Here is a 24,607-nt window from a genome sequence, read left to right as displayed (position 1 = left end):
CGGTAGCATCGTTCAATATTCCAGAAAAAGGGCAGGTAGTTCGACTTAAGGGTGGGCAGTTCTCAGGAATTGATGCCATTTACCAAGAGCCCGATGGTGAGACGCGATCGATTATGCTGGTTAAAATGATCAGCCAAGTGATACCGATGAGCATTGATAATAAACATTTAGAATTAGATTCGTGATTGACTCTCTACAGTAAGCTCTTTAGACAAATAAAAGGCGCATTTTGCGCCTTTTATTTGCTTTATTAGCCAGCGTTTTGGTTAGTACGCTTCATTATGCACCGCTTTGACAGCTCGGCCTGACGGGTCAATACAATTTTTAAAGGATTCATCCCACTCTATTGCTTTGGCGGAAGAACAAGCTACAGAAGGACCTCCAGGAACGCATTGTGCAGCAGACTCTAACGGGAACAGCTCTTCGAAGATCTCGCGGTAAACATACCCTTCTTTTGTCGCTGGAGTATTATATGGGAAGCGGTATTTTGCTGTTTCCATCTGTTGATCGGTAACTTTTTCTTCAGCAACACTCTTTAGTGTGTCAATCCAGCTATAGCCCACACCATCGGAAAATTGCTCTTTTTGACGCCAAGCAATCGAGGCTGGCAGATAATCTTCAAAGCACTCACGTAGAATGTGTTTTTCCATCTTGCCATTGCCACACATTTTGTCAGCAGGGTTAAGCCTCATTGCAACATCAATAAACTCTTTGTCTAGGAAAGGAACGCGTCCTTCCACTCCCCAAGCCGCTAAAGATTTATTAGCGCGAGCGCAGTCAAACAAGTTCAACGCCAGCAGTTTACGCACAGTTTCTTCGTGGAATTCTTGCGCGTTTGGTGCTTTGTGGAAGTATAAGTAACCACCGAAGATCTCATCCGCTCCTTCGCCGGAAAGTACCATTTTGATACCCATGGCTTTGATTTTTCGCCCCATCAAATACATCGGAGTAGAGGCTCGAATTGTCGTCACGTCATACGTTTCAATATGGTAAATAACATCACGAATAGCATCTAAACCCTCTTGGATGGTATAAGTCATTTCGTGGTGTACAGTGCCAATTTTTTCAGCAACTTCGCGAGCCGCTTTAAGGTCTGGAGCACCGTCTAAACCCACCGCAAAAGAGTGAAGCTGTGGCCACCATGCTTCTGATTGTTCATCATCTTCAATTCGCATTGCAGCGTAACGTTTCGCAATGGCTGACGTAATTGAAGAGTCCAATCCTCCAGAAAGCAAAACACCATAAGGTACATCTGTCATCAGTTGGCGCTTCACGGCCGCTTCTAATGCTTGTTTTAGCTCTTCTTTACTGCTGCTATTGCCTTGGACTGCCGCATATTCATTCCAATCTCGAATATAGTAGCGTTGTGCACCTGCCTCTTTCGAGCTGTAGTAACTACCAGGAGGAAATTCACTGATAGTTTTGCAAATGCTTACCAAAGCTTTCATTTCGGATGCAATGTAGTAGTTACCGTGTTCGTCATGGCCTTGGTAAAGAGGAATGATACCAATATGGTCACGCCCGATGAGGTACTCATCTTTTTCTTCATCATAGAGCACAAAGGCAAAGATGCCGTTGAGTTCTTCAAGCAGCGCGGCACCCATGTCTGCATAAAGCGCTAATATCACTTCACAGTCAGAGTCGGTTTGAAAATCGTATTTACCTTGGTAACGAGCACGAATTTCTTTGTGGTTATAAATCTCACCATTGACCGCTAATATGTGCTTTTTATTTGGGCTGTAAAGTGGTTGTGCGCCGCTGTTTAAACCGACAATAGAAAGGCGCTCATGAGCCAAGATTGCTTTTTCTGAAGCATAGATGCCAGACCAGTCAGGGCCGCGGTGACGCATTTTTTTAGACATCTCTAGCGCTATTGGGCGTAACGCTGTTGCATCACTTTTAATATCAAGAATGCCAAATATAGAACACATACAACTTCCTTTTGATGATTTTTAATCTGTTGGACCTAATTTGCCATTCTGGTTAAAAAAAGCAACCATATGGTGTCGTTAATATCACATAAGATGCATCTTGGTGAATTTTATTTAATTAATATGCGCTTTGTATGAATTTTTTCTATTTGTTTTCTGTTTTTGAGCGATGGTGGGTAAATTATGCCCAACTAAGCTCTGGGGCCGTATTGAGTTGGGCATAGAAATGACAATGTTTTACCTAAAAATTGCGATGGCTTACCTAGATATTATTACGGTTTAGTAAAATTAGGTTGGAGCTGTTTACATACGTGACGGGCAAAACCGCTACCCGCTTCGCTATAGATGTTGAATGCCGCATCAACACCACTTTCCAATAGTGATTCCAATTGGTCTGGGTATTCGGCGATGGCTGCGATTTGTCCTTTAAAATTACGGTGTTGTAACTGCGATAGCGCGATTTGGTTACCCTGATGATGCGGCATAGCAAGTAGTACGAGTTTTACATTACCAGTGTCTAGAATACGCTCCCAAAAATCAGGGTCGGTTGCATCACCAGCAATAACATTGCGCCCTTGTGAGCGGTGATCATGAGCAACCTCTTCTCGGACTTCTATGCCTAAACTTATTTTGCCATAACGAGAGCGCAACTCATCATATGCACCGGTACCGATGCGGCCCATCCCTAATATGAGTACCTGAGCATGGCCTGGATTAATTAATTGATCTTTGGTGTTGAGTTTTTCAGCGGCATGTTCTTTGAGCCATTGCCGTGAATGTTGATAGAGTTCATGGCCTTTACGGCTTATTGGGGCTGCGATTACAAATGAAATGGATACCGCAATGGCCAGTGCGACCAATATGTCACCCGACATCCATCCCATTTTGAAAGCAAGCCCCCCCACAATCAGTCCGAATTCACTGAAATTGAATAAAGACAAGGTGGCTAACAATGAGGTTCTCACTCGGAATTTAAAGCGGTTGAGTACCCAAAAATAGAGGATACCTTTGATGGGAAGCAGCAGTAAGAGCAACAATGCGAGCGCAAACCCAGTCATTGTGGGCTGCTCTGATAGTCCAATGTTGAGGAAAAAGCAGACGAGAAACAGCTCTTTTAGATTAAAGAGTGATTTTGACAACTCAGATGCTTTGGGATGGCCTGCTAGCAGCATGCCTAAAATCAGAGCACCAAGATCGGGTTTCATCCCAACCAATTCAAATGATCCTGCTCCGACCACTAAGGCAAAAAATATACCAAACAGAACAAGCATTTCACCGTGACCAACCCAGTCGAGCAGTTTGTAAAATAGTGGTCGCATAAAGGGTAGGATCAATAAAGTGGCAGCGTACCAATGAGGAAGTTTTCCTGTCGAGACGGTTAAAAATATGACAGCAAAGATATCTTGCATCACAAGAATACCGATGGCGATAGTGGCGTATGTCGCGTTCATTTCTCCTTTCTCTTGCAGTGATTTCACCGCAAAAACAGTACTGGAGAATGACAAAGCAAAACCAAGCAGAACTAATTGTTCAATTGACATCGAGGCCAGAGAGCTAACCCCTAAATATTTGAATATCAATAAAGCAATGCTGAAAATCCCTGTCGAAAGGAGGTTATGAACCGTGGCACCAGCCCAAATCTCTCTCGCAAGTAAGGTTTTAATCTCTAGCTTAAGTCCAATTGTGAACAGCAATAAGGTAACCCCTAGATCGGCTAGGGTCAGAATGGTATCGCTGCTGTGGTAGCCAGCAGCATTAAGGCCAAACCCAGCAACTAAAAAGCCAACCAACGGAGGTAAATTACATTTCAAGGCAATAAACCCTGCGAAAAAAGCCGTTGAAATTAGGATAAGTTCCATAAATTCCTTTAGTAATGCTTTGGTTTAAAAATAATGTTTTGGTTGTAAAAAAGGCTGTGTCATGACGACACAGCCTTTTATTATAATTCAATCGGTTGCTTAATCGCCAAGTAATTTTTGAAGTAAAACACCATTTAACATTGCCCGTTTAATCATAGCAAATGCACCTATGGTTGGTTGTTTATCAATCTGCGACGCGACTATGGGTAAATTGGTGTGGAAAGTTTTGAGTGATTGATTCTCTACATTTCGTTGAATCGCGGGGAATACGATCTCTTGAGCGGCTGTAATTTGACCTGCAATTACCACTTTTTGTGGGTTGAACAAGTTGATGGTCATCGCAATGGCTTTACCGAGTTGATTACCCACTCGAATTAAGCTCTGTTTTGCTAGCTCATCACCGAGATTGGCGTGCTCACATACATCATTGATGGTAATGCTCTCTATATTCGCTAGGCTAGATTCATAGCCCTGAGCAATCAGTTTTTTAACACGAGATATAATAGCCGGGTTTGCGGCTACCGTTTCTAAACAGCCGAAATTTCCGCATTGACACTGTTCGCCGAGTGGGTCGATTTGGATATGACCAATTTCACCTACGTTACGGTTATAGCCTAGGAATACTTGACCATTGACGATAATGCCAGCCCCAGTTCCTCGGTGAACGCTGACTAGGATAGAGTCTTGACAGTCTTTGCTGGCACCAAAATAATGTTCGGCAAGCGCCATACCGCGCACGTCGTTGCCAACAAAACATTCAACATGAAAATTATCACGAATGATGTCACCTAAAGCGAGTGCATCAATAGCAATATTGGGCATGTATTCTACGACACCCGTTTCTGGGTTGACTAAGCCGGGTAGGGCAATACCAATGGCAATGAACTGTTCGATTCGCTCTTGCTGTTGTTTGATAAAGGTATTGAGGTGGAAAAGGAGCCCCTCAATTAATTGTGTTTGGTGAGAATAGTGAAACTCGTGATAGTCCGACGCGAGTTCTTTGCCCCCTAAATTATACAGGCTGAGCTGAATGTAATCTCGGCCTAAACGTACGGCGACAGAGTGAAAAGGGGCGACTTCGGTTGTTAAGGAGATGGCTCTACGTCCGCCAGTAGAGGCTTGTTGTGCGACCTCTTTAATGAGGCCGCGTTCTAGAAGTTGGCGGGTTATTTTTGTAACACTTGCTGGAGCAAGTTGGCTCACATCGGCAACTTGAATACGAGATATCGGACCTTGTAGGTCGATCAATCGGTACACTGCTGCGCTGTTGAGTTGTTTGACTAAATCTACGTTACCTATTTGTCCGCCATTCATTATCAATTGTGCTCGTATTGTCCGTTAACAACCGTCGCCTGAACATTGAAGTCTCTATCAAATGCAGTGAGGTTCGCCACCATGCCTTTTTTTACTCGGCCTAGTTTGTGATCCACACCAATTGCTTTTGCCGGATACAGAGTTGCCATCCGCAGAGCTTCGTCCAATGCGATACCAACGTGCTCAACAGTGTTTTGCACTGCCTCAATCATAGTGAGTGCTGAGCCGCCCAGTGTGCCGTTTTCATCAACACACTTACCATCACGGTAATATACTTTCTTACCGACAAAAATAAAGTAATCCATGTTAGCGCCTGCAGGAGCTGTGGCATCGGTCACTAATACAAGCTTTTCGCCTTTGATTTTGTGAGCAATTCTGATGTTAGCATAATCAACATGAAAGCCATCAGCAATAATGCCAGCATAAACTTCTGGGGTGTCATAAATTGCACCAACGACACCGGGTTCACGTCCAACCATCGGCGTCATGGCATTAAATAAGTGTGTGGCAAAGGTGATGCCTGATTCAAAGCTTTTACGTGCTTCAGTATAAGTTGCGTTAGTGTGACCAATCGATACCACAATGCCAGCTTTCACCAGACGTTCAATGTGTTCTGGATTGTTGTGCTCTGGCGCCAATGTCACTTTAGCAATCACATCGCTATTTTCACACATAGTGGCGATCATGTTGTCATCTGAAGGGCGGATGAAATCCACACTGTGAATGCCCTTTTTCATCACATTAAGATATGGCCCTTCAAGGTGTAAACCCAGTGATTGGTTTTTATATTGAGAGTGATATTCACGTGCGGCAGAAATCGCTTTGCGCATGTCTTCGTCTGAAGAGGTGATTAACGTTGGTAAAAAGCTTGTGCATCCTGATTTTAGGTTGGCTTTATGCATGATCTGCATCGTAGTCGCGGTTACTTCATCATTCAGCATCACACCGCCACAACCATTCAATTGCAGGTCGATAAAGCCTGGGCTTAGGTTTGCACCACTTAAATCTTGTGTCGTTATATCTTGTGGTAAATCCGCAATAGGACAGACCGCTTCAATCAACTCGTTGTTGATAATCACAGCATGGTCAACTAGCACATCACTGCCAGTGTAGATTTTACAGTTAGTTAGTGCGTACATAATCATCAAATCCTTATCTATCAATATTTTATAAATTTGGCGAGGCGACGAAATGAAAGATGGAATGTGCCAGTACGGTGCTTTCTTTTCTTACTTCAATTAGGTCGCGAATTATCTTGCTAGCAAACAGCCAATGCTGGATGACATTAAAATTAAGTGCTCGTTTTGACTGGGTTATTTGATGGTTATAGTTTGCATTTTATACGAAAAAAGCCAGTCGGGGTTGTTTAGCTTACATGCTATTCGACGATGAAACAGGCAAATATTATCGCCTAATTTCCATTTTTTTTAATTGTAAAATAAGTTTTATGATCTCGCTAGCAAAAACCTTGGTATTTGGCAGATTGTGGTGATTATGATCACAAATGATAAGGTTTTAATTTGCGGAGCAAAATTAATATCATAAACTGAGTTTGACTAAATTGAGCGACTAAAATAAGTGGCTCAACCAAATACAAAAAATCCTAAATCCTATAGGGGGAACTTAAGGTGAATATTCTTGGATACTTTCAAAAAGTAGGCAAGGCGTTGATGGTACCAGTTGCCACATTGCCAGCTGCCGCGATACTAATGGGTATTGGTTATTGGATCGACCCAAATGGGTGGGGTTCAAACAGTGCCTTGGCTGCATTCCTGATTAAAGCAGGTGCTGCAATCATTGATAACATGTCTGTACTGTTTGCTGTTGGTGTGGCTTACGGTATGTCTAAAGATAAAGACGGTGCTGCTGCATTGTCGGGTTTTGTTGGTTTCTTAGTCGTGACGACTTTGCTTTCTCCAGGAGCCGTTGCACAGATCCAAGGTATTGATCCAAGCGCAGTTCCTGCTGCTTTTGGTAAAATCAACAACCAGTTTGTTGGTATTTTAGTCGGTATTGTTTCTGCTGAAATCTACAATCGCTTCTCTACTGTAGAATTGCATAAAGCATTAGCCTTCTTCTCTGGCAAACGCCTAGTACCTATTTTGACGTCGTTTGCTGGTATTTTTATCGCCTTCGTTCTGATGTATGTATGGCCGCATGTTTATGGTGGTCTAGTATCGTTTGGTGAATCGATTCAAGGTCTAGGTTCTGCGGGTGCAGGTATCTATGCGTTCTTTAACCGTTTGCTAATCCCTGTTGGTCTTCATCACGCGCTGAACTCAGTATTCTGGTTTGACGTTGCGGGTATTAACGACATTCCTAACTTCCTAGGTGGTGCAAAATCTATCGCTGAGGGTACTGGTATCCCAGGCGTAACGGGTATGTACCAAGCAGGCTTCTTCCCTATTATGATGTTTGGTCTACCTGGTGCGGCATTGGCTATTTACCACACATCTACAGCGAAGAATAAAGAGAAAGTTGCTTCTATCATGATTGCAGCTGGTTTTGCTTCATTCTTTACCGGTGTAACTGAACCTCTAGAATTCTCGTTCATGTTCCTTGCTCCTGCACTATATGTACTGCATGCAGCATTGACGGGTCTATCAGTATTCATTGCTGCTTCAATGCAGTGGATTGCGGGTTTCGGTTTCTCTGCAGGCCTTGTGGATATGGTATTGTCATCACGTAACCCACTGGCGGTTAATTGGTACATGCTAATAGTTCAAGGTATTGTGTTCTTTGCTTTGTACTATGTGATTTTCCGTACCGTTATTTTGAAATTTGGCCTTAAAACACCAGGTCGCGAAGATGACGACAGCGATAGCAAAGTATCAGGCGCGAAAGAGTCTTCTGAGCTCGCTAAACAATACCTTAAAGCTCTAGGCGGTCACAGCAACCTATCTAACATCGATGCTTGTATCACTCGCTTACGTTTATCTGTCAATGACATGAGCATTATCGACGAGAAAACATTAAAAGCATTGGGTGCCATGGGTGTGGTGAAACTGGGTACTAATAACCTACAAGTTATCTTAGGCCCTCTTGCTGAAATCGTTGCTGGTGAGATGAAGTCTATCAATGCAAACGAAGATCTTTCTAGCGTGAAACTTCCTTAGTCTTAATCGCAACGGATGATTAGGTTATTTTAAAGCCTCTGCTTCATGCAGAGGCTTTTCTTATTCATCAAATGAGCGCTATTCAAATTTAAGACTGCCCACAACGGTAGCTTTTGCCTATTTCTTACGCCCTTTGCCTGAAATTTTGCTTAGCCTAGCCAGACAAAAGGCAATGTCTTGAAATAATCGCATGAAATGCCCACTTTTTATTGTGCAAGAGCGGATAATTGTGGATCATTAGCGACAAACTTTCTGTTTCTGCAAGCATTGCTGCTCTTACATACAGAAAAATCTTCTGACGATACTAAATAATTTTGAGGTGCTATAGATGAGTGAAGCTGAGGCTCGTCCATCGAATTTTATTCGCCAAATCATTGATAAAGATTTAGCGGATGGCAAACACACAAGTGTGCATACTCGTTTTCCGCCCGAGCCAAATGGTTACCTGCACATCGGTCATGCTAAATCTATCTGCTTAAACTTTGGTATTGCTCAGGACTATCAGGGACAGTGTAATTTACGTTTTGACGATACAAACCCTGAAAAAGAAGATATGGAGTACGTTGAGTCAATCAAAGCTGACGTGAAATGGCTCGGCTTCCAATGGTCTGGTGATGTTTGTTATTCGTCAGATTATTTTGACAAACTATACCAATACGCGGTTGAGTTGATCCAAAAAGGTCTGGCTTATGTTGAAGAGCTCAGTCCAGAAGAGATCCGTGAATATCGAGGTACATTGACTCAAGCAGGTAAGCCAAGTCCGTACCGCGATCGCAGCATTGAAGAAAACCTAGCGCTATTTGAGAAAATGCGCGCTGGTGGTTTCGAAGAAGGCAAAGCGTGCCTACGTGCCAAGATTGACATGGCATCATCCTTTATGGTGATGCGCGATCCTGTGCTTTACCGTGTTCGTTTCGCTGAGCATCACCAAACGGGTAATAAATGGTGCATTTATCCAATGTACGATTTTACCCACTGTATCTCGGATGCCTTGGAAGGGATCACGCACTCAATTTGTACCCTAGAGTTTCAAGATAACCGCCGTCTGTACGATTGGGTGTTGGAAAATATCACGATTGATTGTCGACCACATCAGTATGAGTTTAGCCGTTTAAACCTTGAATACACGGTAATGTCTAAGCGTAAACTAAACCAGCTGGTTACGGAAAAATTAGTGGATGGTTGGGATGACCCACGTATGCCGACGATTTCAGGTTTACGCCGCCGTGGATTCACACCAGCATCGATTCGTGAGTTTTGCAAACGCATAGGTGTGACAAAACAGGAAAATATGATCGAATTCAGTTCGTTAGAGTCTTGTATCCGTGAAGACTTAAACGAACATGCGCCTCGCGCCATGGCGGTTCTTGACCCTGTAAAAGTGGTGATAGAAAACTTTGAGGCGGGTAAAGTCGAGACGTTAACGCTGGCAAATCATCCAAACAAGCCTGAAATGGGCGAACGTGAAGTTCCATTTACTCGCGAATTGTGGATTGAACGTGAAGATTTCCGTGAAGAAGGCAACAAGAAATACAAACGTTTAGTGCTAGGCAAAGAAGTTCGCTTACGCGGCGCTTACGTAATAAAAGCAGAGCGCATTGAAAAAGATGCACAAGGCAATATTACGACAATATTCTGCACTTACGATGTGGATACTCTGGGTAAAAACCCGGCTGATGGACGCAAAGTAAAAGGTGTTATTCATTGGGTATCCGCCGATAAAGCCTTGCCAGCTGAAATTCGTTTGTATGATCGCCTATTTACCGTTCCCAACCCGGCGGCGGCTGACAACTTTGCCGAAACCATTAACCCAGATTCATTGGTTAAAATTAATGGTTTTGTTGAGCCTAGTTTGGTGTCGGCACATGCGGAGCAAGGTTATCAGTTTGAGCGCATGGGTTATTTCTGTGCTGACTCGAAAGATTCTAAACCAGAAGCGTTGGTTTTTAACCGCACAGTGGGTCTACGTGACACTTGGGCAAAAATAGACGCAGAGTAAGCTTAAGTACTATTTAAAAAGGTCAGCCAATGCTGGCCTTTCTTTTTATTATGGTACTGTTTTTGTCTGAGCAAGCTCACTTAGCGGGGAAAAATGTGTGAGATTCCTGCGATTATCGTAGTCGTGACACATTTTTTACCTTGCGTCCTATAGTTTTGCTAGCGTTATCCGATATATTAAACAGATCATCGTATTTATTTATTCCAAGCACATAGCTGAGCCTTATATGCGTCAAATTTTTCAGCGTCTACTGTTGCCGATAGCAATGGTTGCCGTGACTCAGACTTCTATCGTTAGTGCCGAGAGCATTCGCCTGGTTGGGCCGAATGGTGAGATCCAGTCTTCTCCTCAATTTTCAGAAAATCTCACTCAAACTCGTAATCTTCAGCAGGCTAATAGCCAACCATCGACGTTTTTTGGGCCAACCTTAGACAGCGACACTTTGTGGTCTATTGCCACTCGACTACGCCCATCGAATAACGTCACTGTACAACAAACCCTGCTGGCCATTTATCGGCTAAACCCTCAGGCGTTCGAAAATCAAAATATTCACAGTTTGATTCCGGGTAGCAACTTACGTGTTCCATCATTGGCACAGGTAAATAGTGCGCCCACCCAAGAAGCGGTCAATATCATGGCCGCGCATCAAGCCAAATTGAATGCTAATACGGCGCAGCCAACAGCGCCTGTTACTGCTGCTTCTACAGCTTTGCCTGAAAAAACAATTGCCTCTACTGTCGCTCAACCAGTTGTTGAAAAGACGAAGAGTGAACCTGTGCTAAAAGATATTGGCACACAAGTTGTAAAATCTGATACTGAATTACTGGCGCTTGAAGAGAAAAATCATAAGTTACGTTTGATGCTGGCAGATGTTCAATCTGAAGTCGATGCACTCAAAGGAGAACTCGGTGACGAAAACCGCATTCGCTCTGAAGTTGAAAAGCTACTTGATGAAGAACGTAGAAAAGCACTAGAGGCGCAAAAGCTTGCACCAAGTGCACTTGATCAACTGCTTTCCAACTCTTGGTTGGTCGCCGCTCTCGCCCTTATTCCTGGTCTGTTAATTGGTTTACTGGTTGTGATGTTGCTTGGCCGCCGATCCAAGCCAACGGAGCAGCCTGTTGTCACTCAAGGTAATCAAGAGCCCATAACGCCAATGGCTGCTGGCAGCCTTGAAGATATTGACGATGATTTAATGTTGGATGATGACTTGTTTGGTGAGTCTGATGATAGTGAGAAGTTATTTGGTGACGACATCACACTGGATGATGAAATCGATGACAACGCTGAGCAAGAATCGGACATTTTTGCCGATTTAGACGATACAGATTTAGACTTCAACCTCGAAGGTGAAGATGGCGAAGACCCATTTGCGAGTATCGGCGATGATGGTGATCTTGCTGCGGATTTAGAAGATTTGACTGCTAGCAGTAACGGCATCAGTGTTGGTGCTGACGAAAAAGCTGTCGGTCTCGATGAGATGGCGCGAGCTTTAGACGAAGCGTTATTAGATGAAGATGATAGCGAAACAGAATTTGATTTATCCGATGATGATGATTCCATTTCTGAAGACGACATTGACGCGTTATTGGCTGGAGATGAGAAAGCTGAAGATCTCGGAAGCGATACTTTAGATCAATCGCTACTTGACGATTTGTTTGCCGCCAATAGTGATGACGATCATCATGATAGTTTTGACTTTGATTCATTATTGGATGAGTCCGAAGATGATTTCAACTTGGATTCAGAAGAGCCTGATCTAGCAAAAACCGGCGGTAACTTCGATTTAAAAGAAGCAGAGCTAGCGTCGGATAGTGAACTTGATGATCTATTCGCAACGATTGAAGCGCAATCTGACCTCACCTCAATAGAAACTGATTCCTCCACTGAAACAGCGCTGCTGGATGAATTATTAGAAGAGCAAGATGAAGACGTCCTAGCAATTGATAGTGACAGTGTCGAACTGCTCGATGAGCTACTCGGTGATGATGAAGAGAACGAGACAGACTTATCGGAAAGCACCGACTTACTTGAAGAACTTGTGCAGCCCGATAAAGACATTGCTTCGAGCGAAGAAGATATTGATGATGTTGACTTCACTGGTGATCAAACTCTGTATGAGTTATTGGGTGAAGAAGCTACGGAATCCGACATTGAAACCGAGCTGGATGAGAATAGTACAGAGCTATTGGACGAACTATTTACTGACAATGGTTCTGAATCACTTGAGTTTGAAAAGGCAGACCAAGAGCAAGAAGGTGCTGAAGATAAGGATAGTCTCGCTGAAGAAGATGGTACGGCATTATTTGAAGAGTTGCTGGAAATCGAGCAGCATGCTCAGAATATCGAAGAGACCGAACAGAAAAATAGCGAGTTGTTGGATAATGGAAACGATAGCGTTGAAGATTCCGAGTTTAACAGCGACATCTTCATTGACGATCTGCTAAGTGCCGCTCCTGAAAAAGATCCTCTACTGGATGATGAACAGATGGGAGTGGTTGATGGCGACATCGATGAAGAATTTATCGACGACTCATTTGATTTTAACCCAGAAATTGAAGGGGCAAGTTATCCGGATCTGAAGCCGAATGAGGAGCAACCTCTAGGCAGCTCGACATCCCCGGAAAAAATAGAACCCGCACAGGTTAGCAAACCAGAAGTCAGCCCTAACGAATTTGGAGTTCCACAAGATGAAGACTGGGACATTGGTGAGCTAGAAGACGAAGAACCAAGCCAAGCTGATGTTGAGCCGCTTCAAACCAATTCAGCAGAATCATCGGCAAAGTACCATGTTGATGATCTCCACGATGACAAGTTAGTGGAGTTCGAAGAAGAAGATCTCCTTGCTTCCTTTAATGAGCCATCGCTAGAAGAACAGTCACAGAGCGAGCTTTCCGAAGTCCAACTGCCAGAGCAGTCAGAAGAAGACGCGCTGGCGGATGCGATAGCTGAGCCTCAAGAGGCGGCGTCAGAGCCTGTTGCTCAAGAAAGTTTTGAAGCGATTGACGAGCAATCCTTACCTGAATTCGGTGAAGAAGATGCACTTGCTTCAATTAGCAAGCCTTCTCTAGATGAAAAGGAAGACGAGAGCGACCTTACGGATCTTGAGCTGCCAGAGTATACAGAAGAAGACGCGCTGGCGGATGCGATAGCCGAGCCTCAAGAAGCGGCGTCAGAGCCTGTTGCTCAAGAAAGTTTTGAAGCGATTGACGAGCAAGCCTTACCTGAATTTAGTGAAGAAGATGCACTTGCTTCAATCAACGAGCCTCCTCTAGAAGAAGAAAAGGAAGACGAGAGCGACCTTACGGATCTTGAGCTGCCAGAGTACACAGAAGAAGACGCACTGGCGGATGCGATAGCCGATCCTCAAGAGGCGGCGTCAGAGCCTGTTGCTCAAGAAAGTTTTGAAGCGATTGACGAGCAATCCTTACCTGAATTTAGTGAAGAAGATGCACTTGCTTCAATTAGCGAGCCTTCTCTAGAAGCAAAGGAAGACGAGAGCGACCTTACGGATCTTGAGCTGCCAGAGTACACAGAAGAAGACGCGCTTGCGGATGCGATAGCCGAGCCTCAAGAAGCGGCGTCAGAACCTGTTGCTCAAGAAAGTTTTGAAGCGATTGACGAGCAAGCCTTGCCTGAATTCAGTGAAGAAGATGCACTTGCTTCAATTAGCGAGCCTCCTCTAGAAGCAAAGGAAGACGGGAGCGACCTTACGGATCTTGAGCTGCCAGAGTACACAGAAGAAGACGCGCTGGCGGATGCGATAGCCGAGCCTCAAGAAGCGGCGTCAGAGCCTGTTGCTCAAGAAAGTTTTGAAGCGATTGACGAGCAATCCTTACCTGAATTCGGTGAAGAAGATGCACTTGCTTCAATTAACGAACCAGCACTAGAAACAGAGCAACAGTCGCTTTTAGAAGATGATTACGTAGACCAATTGCAGAGTGTTTCAAAACAGGAGTTCGATGAGAAAGCCTTAAAAGACTGGCTAGATGAGGAAAGTGTATCTTCTGCGCCATTCTCTTTTGATCGACCATTAGATGCTCGTACCATTGATAGTGCTGGTATGAATATTGATGCAATGTTAGAGGTAGGTGGTGAAGATTGGAACGGTTTTAATTTAACGCCAGATCAACAAGCTTCCATCCCAGATGACGTGCCTGAAGAAGAGCTTGCCGTTTGGAACGATGAGATCCAAACCGACGAGCCTCAAATTCTTGATGAAAACTGGGGAATTCAAGATGAACTCGATGATTTTGAAGCCCAAAAGAGCCAGTACATGACCATCGATGAGCTAATGGCTCAAGTTGAGGGTGAAGAGGGGATCAGCCCTGAAGATGAAGAACTCAAGTTAGATGTTGGTTTAAGTGAATTTCCGGATGTGATTGGTGACATTGGTGATATCGATGTAGACAATAACTCTGAGGCGGCGGGTAAGCTTGACCTCGCCAAAATTTACATCGAGATGAACGATGATAAAGGGGCGATAAAACTGTTAGAGGAAGCCATTGTTGATGGTAGTGATGATATCCGACGAGAAGCGAAATCCTTGATTGACAGCATTAATCGCCGAGCTTAAAAACAAACGAGGCCGTGAATATACGGCCTCGTTGTTATTGAATAGCCTTTTCTGACTTGCAGATGACCTGAACTTCACATTGAAAGTTGTTGGGGGTAGATGACTTGTCGATTAGAATTTTTTTTTGATTGCGATTATACTGCCCGACCCATTTTCAAAGAGAATCAGATGATGAGAATCGCTTTAGGTATTGAGTACAATGGTTCTCAATACTATGGTTGGCAGCGACAACGTGACGTTAAAAGTGTCCAAGAAGAATTAGAAAAAGCACTCACAGTTGTGGCGAACCATCCGGTTGAAGTATTGTGTGCGGGGCGCACCGATGCAGGGGTTCACGGCACAGGACAGGTGATACATTTTGATACTACGGCTTGCCGAAAAATGGTCGCTTGGACAATGGGTGTCAATGCTCATTTACCAAAAGATATCGCTGTTCGTTGGGCAACTGAGGTTTCAAGCGATTTTCACGCTCGCTTTTCGGCTACAGCACGCCGTTATCGCTACATTATTTATAATCATGCTTATCGCCCTGGCATATTATCTTCAGGTGTCAGTCATTATCATGGCGATTTAGACGTTGAGAAAATGCAGCAAGCAGGGCAGCTTTTATTGGGCGAAAATGATTTCACCTCTTTTCGTGCTGTGCATTGTCAATCGAATAGTCCTTGGCGAAACGTCATGCATTTGAATGTGACTCGGCATGGCAACTATGTCGTCATCGACATTAAAGCAAATGCTTTTGTTCATCATATGGTGCGAAATATTACCGGTAGCCTCATCGTTGTCGGCCGGGGTGAGCAGCCTCCCGAATGGATAAAATGGTTGCTTGAAGCCAAAGATAGAAAACTGGCGGGTGCAACAGCCAAAGCTGAAGGATTATATTTGGTTGCTGTTGATTATCCAGAAGAATTTTCTTTACCAAAAGAGTCGCTTGGGCCGCTATTTTTAGCTGATAATTTGAACTAATAACGCGTAAAGTGTCCAAAACAGAGTCGTGACGTGTGTGAAAATGACAGCCAGAAAATAGGTACAACCAGTTTTTTGTCTACACTAAGCATTTTATATGTTTTAATCCTCACGCATAAATCCCAAATTTGTATCTTTCGCAATCACGCGAGAGAGTTAAGAGTAAAGGTCTTCCATGAGTTGGCTTGAAAAGATTTTAGAAAAAAGCAATATCGTAACTTCGCGTAAAGCATCCATCCCTGAAGGGGTTTGGACTAAATGTACTTCTTGTGAGCAAGTGTTATATCACGCTGAGCTTGAGCGTAATTTGGAAGTGTGCCCTAAATGTGATCATCACATGCGCATGAAAGCACGTCGCCGCTTAGAGACTTTTCTTGATGAACAGAATCGTGTCGAGATTGGTGACGAGTTAGAGCCGCAAGATAAACTCAAGTTTAAAGACTCAAAACGTTATAAAGAACGCCTTTCAGCCGCTCAAAAAAGCAGTGGTGAGAAAGACGCTCTTGTGGTGATGCAAGGCGAACTATTGGGTATGCCTTTGGTTGCTTGTGCTTTTGAGTTTTCTTTCATGGGTGGTTCAATGGGGTCTGTAGTTGGTGCGCGTTTCGTACGAGCTGTTGATGCCGCTATAGAAAACAACTGTGGTTTGGTTTGCTTTTCTGCCAGTGGTGGCGCGCGTATGCAAGAAGCGTTAATGTCATTGATGCAGATGGCAAAAACCAGTGCGGCGCTTGAACGTTTATCAAGCAAAGGCTTACCTTATATCTCAGTGATGACGGACCCTACCATGGGTGGCGTATCGGCAAGTTTAGCGATGCTTGGTGACATCAATATTGGTGAACCTAAAGCACTGATTGGTTTTGCAGGTCGTCGAGTTATCGAACAAACGGTACGTGAAGATCTACCTGAAGGTTTCCAACGCAGCGAATTCCTAATTGAGCATGGTGCGATTGATATGATTGTCGATCGCCGTGAAATGCGTCAACGCGTGGGGGGATTGATCGCTAAATTGACCAATCACAGCTCACCGTTGGTCGTTTCTGTTGACGATTCACCGATTGAACCTGATTACGCTGTACCAGAAGCGCACGAAAAAGGGTAAAGTAGGCACTAACACACTAACTGCTTAATGGTTATAAACGTTAGATGACTCAAAACCTTATCCCACAAGCCACATCCTCTCTTGCGATGTGGCTTGATTATTTAGCGAATATTCATACCTCCGCTATCGACCTTGGCTTGGATCGTGTTCAAGCTGTGGCTCAAAAAGCGAATCTTATTAAACCTGCACCTACCGTAATCACCGTGGCTGGAACGAATGGCAAAGGCTCGACCTGTGCATTGATGGAAGCCATTTTATTGGATGCAGGTTATCGCGTGGGCGTTTATAGCTCACCTCATCTTATCCGTTATAACGAACGCGTGCGTATTAATGCGCTTGAGCTCAGCGATGAACAGCATACGCAAGCCTTCGCTTTTGTTGAAGCGCAACGGGGTGACATCAGTTTAAGCCTATTTGAGTTCGGTACATTGGCGGCGCTGCGTTTATTTCAAACGCAAGCGGTGGATGTCATTTTATTGGAAGTTGGGCTAGGTGGCCGACTTGATGCGACCAATATCGTGGATCACGATGTTTCTGTGATCACCAGCTTGGCGATTGATCACGTGGATTGGCTCGGCGATGACATCAATGTTATTGGCTATGAGAAAGCGGGGATTTATCGCGCAGGTAAACCCGCTATTTGCGGCCAGCCTAAGCCACCACCAACGGTTGCAGCGCATGCCGATGATATTGGTGCGGAGATGTACCAAGTCGGTATTCAGTTTTCCTATGAACTTGCCTCTGAAACAACGTGGAATTGGCGAAGTGGTCCATTTGAGTTATCTGATTTACCGCTCCCTCGCTTGCCCTTGCCTAATGCGGCTACGGCATTAATGGCACTCGGCTGCTCCGGTTTAGCTGTGAGTGATGTCAATATCGTCAATGGGCTTAGCAACGCAACACTTGCTGGGCGGATGCAAAAAATCAGTGATAGCCCAGAAATCATTCTTGATGTTGCACATAATCCCCATTCGGCCGAATATTTGGTGGCGCAGTTCAAACAGCGTTACGCACACAAAAAGGTCCATGTAGTGATTGGCATGCTACATGATAAAGATGTGAAGGCCACGCTTCATCAACTGAAATCAATCGCTAACGTTTGGTATCCTGCTTCATTAAGTGGCCCTAGAGCCGCGCAAGCGAATGAACTGTGTCAGTACCTTGAGCCTGGCGTTAAACCGTTTGCTAACCCAGTCAGCGCTTTTGAAGCCGCGATGACACAAGCCGATAGCAATGATGTCATTATCGTGGTTGGGTCGTTTCATACTGTGGGTGAAGTATTAGAGCACTGGCAGAACAAAGGAGTATAAATGGCAAGTAAGTTTCAGAGCCGCTTGGTAGGAACAATTATATTGGTGGCGATAGGGGTGATAGTGTTACCTGATGTATTGGATGGCAAAAAGATCCACTACAAAGAAGATATCGCCAGCATCCCAATTAAGCCTGAATTAGACAGCGACGTAGAGAAGTTTGAAATTCTCGACCCCGTTGAAGATCAAGTCGCGTTGCCCGATTCGCCTGTTGAAGTGATCGCACAAACTAACCAGAGCGACGCAGCAACGCAGAGCAAGCCACTCACTGTGAAAGTGAAAGAAACTGCGGAAAGAAATGATTACCAAGATAGTGCTTGGCTCATTCAGTTGATGGCATTAAAGAATGCCGAAAATGCAAAAACCGTGGTTAAAGATCTGCAAAAACGGGGTTATCAAGCTCATACTAAGCAAGAAAATGGCTTCACTCGGATCATTATTGGCCCAGATGTTTCCAAAACCAAGCTTGAGCGTCAACTCTTAGAACTGGAAAAAATTACCGGTGCAAAAGGTCAATTGCTCAAATTTAAACCACTAAACCCATAAGAAAACGTTTGCGTCGCGTTTTTTTCTGTTAAAATGCGCGCCAACTTAAGATGTAGAACTCATGAATTGGTTAGATATTGTCATTTTAAGTGTGATCGGCCTATCGGCATTGATCAGTTTAGTCCGTGGCTTTGCTAAAGAAGCGTTGTCATTAGTGATATGGTTCGGTGCATTTTTTATTGCCAGCCAATACTACGCAAAACTTGCGGTGTATTTTTCAAATATCAAAGATGACATGTTTCGTAATGGCGCGGCCATCGCAGCACTGTTTGTTGCAACACTCATTGTCGGAGCGATCATTAACTATGTGATTGCTCAATTGGTACAAAAAACGGGCCTATCAGGAACTGATCGGGTACTGGGCATTGTTTTTGGAGCATTGCGTGGTGTGTTGATTGTTTCAGCTGCCTTGTTTTTTATGGATGCGTTTACCGCATTTCCAAATTCAGAGTGGTGGAAGAGCTCGCAATTGGTACCGGAATTTAGCCGTATCATTGCGCCGTTCTTTGAGCACTTACAAGCAACATCAAGTTTTCTCTCTGGCGCGATTTAGCGCCAGTTACTGTCGCAAATCGAGGATCAGGACATGTGTGGTATTGTTGGAATCGTGGGTACAACGCTGGTAAACCAGTCAATTTATGACGCGTTAACGGTATTGCAGCATCGTGGCCAAGATGCCGCTGGTATTTGTACCATAGAAAGCAATCGTTTCCGTCTGCGTAAGGCGAACGGTTTAGTGAAAGATGTCTTTGAAGCAAAACACATGCAGCGTCTTCAAGGAACGGTGGGTATTGGGCATGTGCGTTATCCTACTGCGGGTAGTTCGAGTGCCTCAGAAGCTCAACCTTTCTACGTTAACTCCCCGTTCGGTATCACGCTTGCTCATAACGGCAACCTCACCAATGCCAACGAAGTACGCCAGAAGTTGTTTGAAAAAGATCGTCGCCATATCAATACCACTTCAGATTCCGAAGTGCTGCTTAACGTCTTGGCGCATGAAATTGATACAGTCAGAGGCAATGTAACCGCAGAAGATGTGTTTCGCGCTGTCGCTAATGTACATCGCACCATTCGCGGTGCTTATGCTGTTGTCGCGATGATCATTGGGCATGGGATGATCGCGTTTCGTGACCCGCATGGTATTCGTCCTATCTGCTTAGGTAAACGTGAAGTCGATGGCCGTACTGAATATATGGCCGCTTCGGAGTCGGTGGCGCTAGATGCTGTCGGCTTTGATTTTGTGCGTGACCTTGCCCCCGGGGAAGCGGTGTATGCGACCTTTGATGGCCAGCTATTTACTAAACAATGTGCCGATAATCCAACACTTAACCCATGCATTTTTGAATTTGGCTACTTCGCCCGCCCAGATTCGTTTATCGACAAAATTTCGGTTTACAGCGCGCGCGTAGAAATGGGTAAAAAGTTGGGTGAGCGCATCAAGAACGAATTTGCTGACTTAGATATTGATGTCGTGATCCCCATTCCTGAGACTTCGTGTGATATCGCATTGCAAATTGCACAAGCGATTGATATTCCATATCGCCAAGGTTTTGTTAAAAACCGCTACGTTGGCCGCACATTTATTATGCCGGGCCAGCAACAGCGTAAAAAGTCAGTGCGACGTAAACTCAATGCGATTCGTTCTGAATTTAAGGGCAAAAACGTGTTGCTAGTGGATGACTCGATAGTGCGTGGAACTACGTCAGAGCAAATTATTGAGATGGCTCGTGATTCTGGTGCAAACAAGGTGTACATGGTGTCAGCCGCGCCTGAGATCCGTTTCCCTAACGTTTATGGCATTGATATGCCAAGTGCTAACGAGTTGATTGCTCATGGCCGAGATGCCGATGAAATTGCGCAGCGAATTGGTGCCGATGCTCTGATTTTCCAAAATCTGGAAGATTTGGTGGATGCCGTCGGTATGGGTAACCGCGATATTGCAAAATTTGAAGCATCGGTATTTAACGGCGAATACGTCACGGGCGATATTGATCAGCAGTATCTTGATTTTCTTGAATCGATGCGCAGCGACGATGCAAAAACGGTTCGAGAAATCCAGCAAGATCTCGCCAACCTAGAGATTCATAACGAAGGCGCGTAATCGAGCGCATCTCCCCAAATAGGCTGCAAAGAAAAAGGCTTCCATCTAGGAAGCCTTTTTTGTGCTCGTTAACAGGGTTTGACTAAAGGATCATTGCCGCAATCCAGCCAAACACAATCAGTGGAATATTATAATGGATGAAGGTTGGAACCACTGTTTCCCAAATATGTTCGTGCTGGCCATCTGCATTTAGGCCTGACGTTGGCCCCAAGGTGGAATCTGACGCTGGAGAGCCAGCATCGCCCAACGCAGCAGCGGTACCCACTAGCGCAATGGTCGCCATAGGCGAAAAGCCAAAGGCGAGGGCAAGGGGCACGTAAATGGTTGCGATGATTGGAATCGTTGAGAAGGATGAACCAATGCCCATAGTGACCAACAAACCGACGATCAGCATTAATAAAGCGGATAAAGCTTTATTGTCACCAATGCTTACTGATAAGGCTTCGACGAGCGACTCAACGCCACCGGTGGCTTTCATCACGGCGGCAAATCCGGCCGCTGAAATCATAATAAAGCCAATCATGGCCATCATATGTACACCTTTGGTGAACACATCGTGCGTCTCTTTCCACGCAATCACACCACCAAAAGTGAAGACCATAAAACCAGCCAGTGCGCCGATGATCATTGAACCTGTGGACAGTTGTACGGCAAGTGCCGTGATAATACCGAGCGCGGCAATCAAAATATGCTTTTTGTTGATCGCTTTTGGTTCGGTATTAATGACAGTATGTTCCGTCTCTTGATACTGGCGAGGTTTACGATAGGTAAAGAAAATGGCGACCAGTAAGCCAAAAATCATCCCAGCGGCTGGTAGCAGCATGGCTATCGGCACTTGGCTTGCCGTGACGTTTTCAAGGCCATTATCGCGTAAATTCTTGAGTAAGATGTTATTGAGGAAAATCCCACCAAAGCCGACAGGCAAGACCATATAGGGCGTGATAAGGCCAAAAGTGAGCACGCAAGCAATCAGCCTGCGGTCAAGCTTCAGCTTGGCAAAGACGCCCAATAGCGGTGGAATTAAAATCGGAATAAAGGCGATATGGACAGGAATGATATTTTGCGATGACATGGTAACTAGAACCAGCGCGACCAGAACTGCATACTTCAAACCTGTGGTGGCCGCGCCATGCTCTTTGCCATGGATACGCTTAATCACGTTTTGCGCCAGTAAGTCAGTAATACCAGATTTAGAAATCGCGACGGCAAAGGTGCCTAGCATCGCATAACTTAGTGCGATGGTTGCACCACCGCCTAAGCCACTTTCAAATGCAGAAACAGCGTCATTTAAACTCATCCCTGCAACTAAACCACCGACGATCGCACTAAATGTCAGTGCGACGACGACATTGACCCGCATCAGCGCAAGAAGCAGCATGATGCATACAGAAATTACTACAGGATTCATATATTTCTCGGTTAGTTGTGTTTACTTGTTATTGTTTTCTGAAGGTTCAACAAGTGGCCATCCGCCAAGGGCCTTCCATTTGTTGACGATACCGCAAAAAAGTTCGGCTGTTTTTTGCGTATCGTATAGCGCTGAATGCGCTTCTCTATTGTCAAATTCCATCCCAGCGGATTTGCACGCTTTGGCCAAAACGGTTTGCCCATAGGCTAAACCACTTAGCGCAGCGGTATCAAAAGTCGCAAAAGGGTGGAAAGGGACTCGTTTTAGCTTGCAGCGTTCACTGGCTGCCATCACGAAATTCAAGTCAAAGGTAGCATTGTGCGCCACCATGATCGCGCGGCTACAGTCATTGTCGCGTTGCTCTTTTCGGACTAGCTTATAAATTTCTCTGAGTGCTTCGGCTTCGCTGACGGCACCGCGTAATGGGCTAAATGGGTCACGAATGCCATTAAACTCAAGCGCCTCTTTTTCAAGGTTGGCACCTTCAAAAGGCTCAACATGAAAGTGAATCGTCGATGCTGGGTGCAGATCACCTTGTTCATCCATACGCAACGTAATCGCGCAGATTTCTAATAGTGCATCGGTCTTTGCATTGAAACCGGCTGTTTCGACGTCGATGACGACGGGAAAATAACCGCGGAAACGCTTTTTCAGTGTCAATGCTTCATTTACTTCAGTCATGCTAGCTCTTGGTTGTGTGACAGGGCTGGCATTATTACAGATTCTTTCTACGATAAAAACCAAACACGTTAATAAATGCAGGTTTCACTATGCGTTGGATAGTGCGGTGATGTGGCTAGATTTTTGCATTAACTTAGTCAATAGAAAGCGAAGCGGCAATTTTCCGCCATCGTTGTAGTATCGCTCGGAGAATAAAATCGTTATGAATAAATGGGTTACTGCCACTATTGTGATGACCAGCATACTGACATCTTTTGCCCCTATGGCGATGGATAAGCGTTATGTGGCAACACCACAGCAGTCTACGTGGCAGATGGTGACGAATACCCCTTTAGAGTGCCGTTTGGTCCATCCTATCCCCAATTACGGTGACGCTGAATTCTCTTCACGTGCGAATAAGAAGATTAACCTCGATTTCGAACTCAAAATGCGTCGCCCAATGGGCGAAACTCGCAATGTAAGTTTAGTGTCATTACCACCGAGTTGGCGTCCGGGTGAGAGTGCAGACCGTATTATCAATTTGCAATTCTTCAAACAGTTCGATGGTTACATCGGTGGTCAAACCGCTTGGAGCCTACTCAGTGAATTGGAAAAAGGACGCTATCCAACCTTTAGCTACCAAGATTGGCAAAGCCGAGATCAGCGCATTGAAGTGGCTCTCTCGTCGGTTCTTTTTCAAGAGAAGTACAACGTGTTTAGCGATTGTGTGAGCAATTTGCTGACGTACAGTTTTGAAGATATCTCATTTACGATTCTGCATTACGACCGCGATAATGTGCAACTCAATAAAGCTTCGCAAAAACGGCTTGCGCAAATTGCTGACTATATTCGCTATAACCAAGATATTGATTTGGTGTTGGTTTCTACCTATACCGACTCTGTTGATAGTCGAGGAGTGAGTCAGGATCTTTCTGAGCGTAGGGCTGAGGTATTAAGAGACTACTTTAAATCACTGGGGTTACCTGAGGATCGCATTCAAGTGCAAGGCTATGGTAAACGTAGGCCGATTGCCGACAACGCATCACCCATTGGCAAAGATAAAAACCGTCGCGTGGTTATTTCACTGGGTCGAACAATTATCTAATAACGTTAGAGTAAAAAAGCAGCCCATTTCAAAGACTGCTTTTTGTGATGTTATCCGGGAAACTTTACGCATCTAGTTTATATAACTAGCCGATGCTGCAAAGAGGCTTATCCTTCTAAACCTGCTGATGCTTGTTTGTTTTGGATAAGTTCAATCATGTAACCATCAGGATCTTTCACAAAAGCGATATGCGTGGTACCGCCTTTTACTGGGCCTGCTTCACGGGTCACATTACCTCCAGCCGCTTTAATCGCGTCACAGGTGGTATACACATCTTCAACACCAATGGCGATGTGGCCAAAAGCATTACCTAGGTCATAGCTTGTGGTGCCCCAGTTATAGGTCAGTTCGATCACCGCACCCTGAGATTCATCGCCATAACCCAGAAATGCCAATGTGTATTTGTATTCTGTATTTTCATTAGTACGAAGCAGTTGCATACCCATGACCTTGGTGTAAAACGCGATCGATTTTTCTAAATCGCCTACGCGTAGCATGGTGTGCAAAATACGACTATTTGACATGTTGAGCTCCTAATTTTCTGATGAAATATCTATCTCCACCCGACCACTGTGGCGATGATGTTGGCTTACGTTCACCCACTCCAATCACAG

The 24,607-nt window shown here is 44.7% G+C and carries 17 protein-coding genes and 1 pseudogene; 11 read left to right on the top strand and 7 right to left on the bottom strand.

All coding sequences use genetic code 11. The annotated features are described in order from the left end of the window. Positions 1-185: pseudogene (locus AACQ21_RS02190) on the top strand (transcription/translation regulatory transformer protein RfaH); the annotation flags it as partial. 81 nt (positions 186-266) lie between these two features. On the opposite strand, the gene asnB reads toward AACQ21_RS02190, so the two are convergent. The 4 genes from asnB to nagA form a co-directional block, all read right to left on the bottom strand. Beyond that, positions 267-1,931 carry an asparagine synthase B gene (asnB, locus tag AACQ21_RS02185; RefSeq protein ID WP_017045499.1) on the bottom strand — a complete coding sequence of 555 codons (1,665 nt, stop codon included), beginning with the start codon at positions 1,929-1,931 and terminating at the stop codon, positions 267-269. Between the two features lie 272 nt (positions 1,932-2,203). Beyond that, a complete protein-coding gene (locus AACQ21_RS02180; protein WP_105976402.1) occupies positions 2,204-3,790 on the bottom strand; it encodes a cation:proton antiporter family protein in 1,587 nt (528 codons plus the stop codon). Between the two features lie 99 nt (positions 3,791-3,889). Then, entirely contained in the window at positions 3,890-5,104 is a 1,215-nt protein-coding gene (gene nagC, locus AACQ21_RS02175) for a DNA-binding transcriptional regulator NagC (RefSeq protein ID WP_026028126.1), read from the bottom strand. Positions 5,105-5,106: 2 nt separating this feature from the next. Next, positions 5,107-6,243, bottom strand: a complete 1,137-nt coding sequence (nagA, locus tag AACQ21_RS02170) for an N-acetylglucosamine-6-phosphate deacetylase (protein ID WP_026028957.1) — start codon at positions 6,241-6,243, stop codon at positions 5,107-5,109. Positions 6,244-6,732: 489 nt separating this feature from the next. Here nagA and nagE point away from each other — a divergent pair, with 489 nt between their 5' ends. The 9 genes from nagE (at position 6,733) to purF (ending at position 20,820) form a co-directional block, all read left to right on the top strand. After that, complete coding sequence (nagE, locus tag AACQ21_RS02165; protein ID WP_013857296.1) at positions 6,733-8,220, top strand: N-acetylglucosamine-specific PTS transporter subunit IIBC; 1,488 nt, start codon at positions 6,733-6,735, stop codon at positions 8,218-8,220. A gap of 328 nt (positions 8,221-8,548) precedes the next feature. Then, complete coding sequence (glnS, locus tag AACQ21_RS02160; RefSeq protein ID WP_088732089.1) at positions 8,549-10,219, top strand: glutamine--tRNA ligase; 1,671 nt, start codon at positions 8,549-8,551, stop codon at positions 10,217-10,219. Between the two features lie 226 nt (positions 10,220-10,445). Then, on the top strand, positions 10,446-14,795 hold the full coding sequence (locus AACQ21_RS02155; RefSeq protein WP_105976401.1) for a FimV/HubP family polar landmark protein: 4,350 nt from the start codon (positions 10,446-10,448) through the stop codon (positions 14,793-14,795). Between the two features lie 171 nt (positions 14,796-14,966). Beyond that, complete coding sequence (truA, locus tag AACQ21_RS02150; RefSeq protein ID WP_026027499.1) at positions 14,967-15,761, top strand: tRNA pseudouridine(38-40) synthase TruA; 795 nt, start codon at positions 14,967-14,969, stop codon at positions 15,759-15,761. 175 nt (positions 15,762-15,936) lie between these two features. Next, positions 15,937-16,863, top strand: coding sequence for an acetyl-CoA carboxylase, carboxyltransferase subunit beta (accD, locus tag AACQ21_RS02145; protein ID WP_013857293.1), 927 nt, complete (start codon positions 15,937-15,939; stop codon positions 16,861-16,863). A 44-nt stretch (positions 16,864-16,907) separates the two neighbouring features. Further along, entirely contained in the window at positions 16,908-18,173 is a 1,266-nt protein-coding gene (gene folC, locus AACQ21_RS02140; protein ID WP_105976400.1) for a bifunctional tetrahydrofolate synthase/dihydrofolate synthase, read from the top strand. Then, positions 18,174-18,719 (top strand): SPOR domain-containing protein, encoded by a 546-nt coding sequence (locus AACQ21_RS02135; protein ID WP_105976399.1) that lies wholly within the window; start codon positions 18,174-18,176, stop codon positions 18,717-18,719. It abuts the gene before it with no gap. Between the two features lie 61 nt (positions 18,720-18,780). Then, on the top strand, positions 18,781-19,272 hold the full coding sequence (locus AACQ21_RS02130) for a CvpA family protein (RefSeq protein ID WP_013857290.1): 492 nt from the start codon (positions 18,781-18,783) through the stop codon (positions 19,270-19,272). Positions 19,273-19,305: 33 nt separating this feature from the next. Then, the gene (gene purF / locus AACQ21_RS02125; protein ID WP_105976398.1) at positions 19,306-20,820 is read left to right on the top strand and encodes an amidophosphoribosyltransferase; all 1,515 of its coding nucleotides are present in this window, start codon (positions 19,306-19,308) and stop codon (positions 20,818-20,820) included. Between the two features lie 82 nt (positions 20,821-20,902). Here the strand turns inward: purF and AACQ21_RS02120 are convergent, their stop codons facing one another. Further along, entirely contained in the window at positions 20,903-22,228 is a 1,326-nt protein-coding gene (locus AACQ21_RS02120; protein WP_010318473.1) for a Na+/H+ antiporter family protein, read from the bottom strand. A 21-nt stretch (positions 22,229-22,249) separates the two neighbouring features. Next, a complete protein-coding gene (rnt, locus tag AACQ21_RS02115; protein ID WP_010318472.1) occupies positions 22,250-22,909 on the bottom strand; it encodes a ribonuclease T in 660 nt (219 codons plus the stop codon). A gap of 202 nt (positions 22,910-23,111) precedes the next feature. On the opposite strand from rnt, the gene motY reads away from it, so the two are divergent. Beyond that, a complete protein-coding gene (gene motY, locus AACQ21_RS02110; RefSeq protein ID WP_105976397.1) occupies positions 23,112-23,993 on the top strand; it encodes a flagellar protein MotY in 882 nt (293 codons plus the stop codon). A gap of 107 nt (positions 23,994-24,100) precedes the next feature. Here motY and gloA read toward each other — a convergent pair whose 3' ends face one another. Then, the gene (gene gloA, locus AACQ21_RS02105) at positions 24,101-24,517 is read right to left on the bottom strand and encodes a lactoylglutathione lyase (RefSeq protein WP_013857285.1); all 417 of its coding nucleotides are present in this window, start codon (positions 24,515-24,517) and stop codon (positions 24,101-24,103) included. Positions 24,518-24,607: the final 90 nt, after the last annotated feature.

The sequence above is a fragment of the Vibrio sp. V01_P9A10T6 genome, from assembly GCF_963877065.1.
GTDB classification, from domain to species: domain Bacteria; phylum Pseudomonadota; class Gammaproteobacteria; order Enterobacterales; family Vibrionaceae; genus Vibrio; species Vibrio anguillarum.
This window is presented reverse-complemented; position numbering and strand designations above follow the sequence as displayed.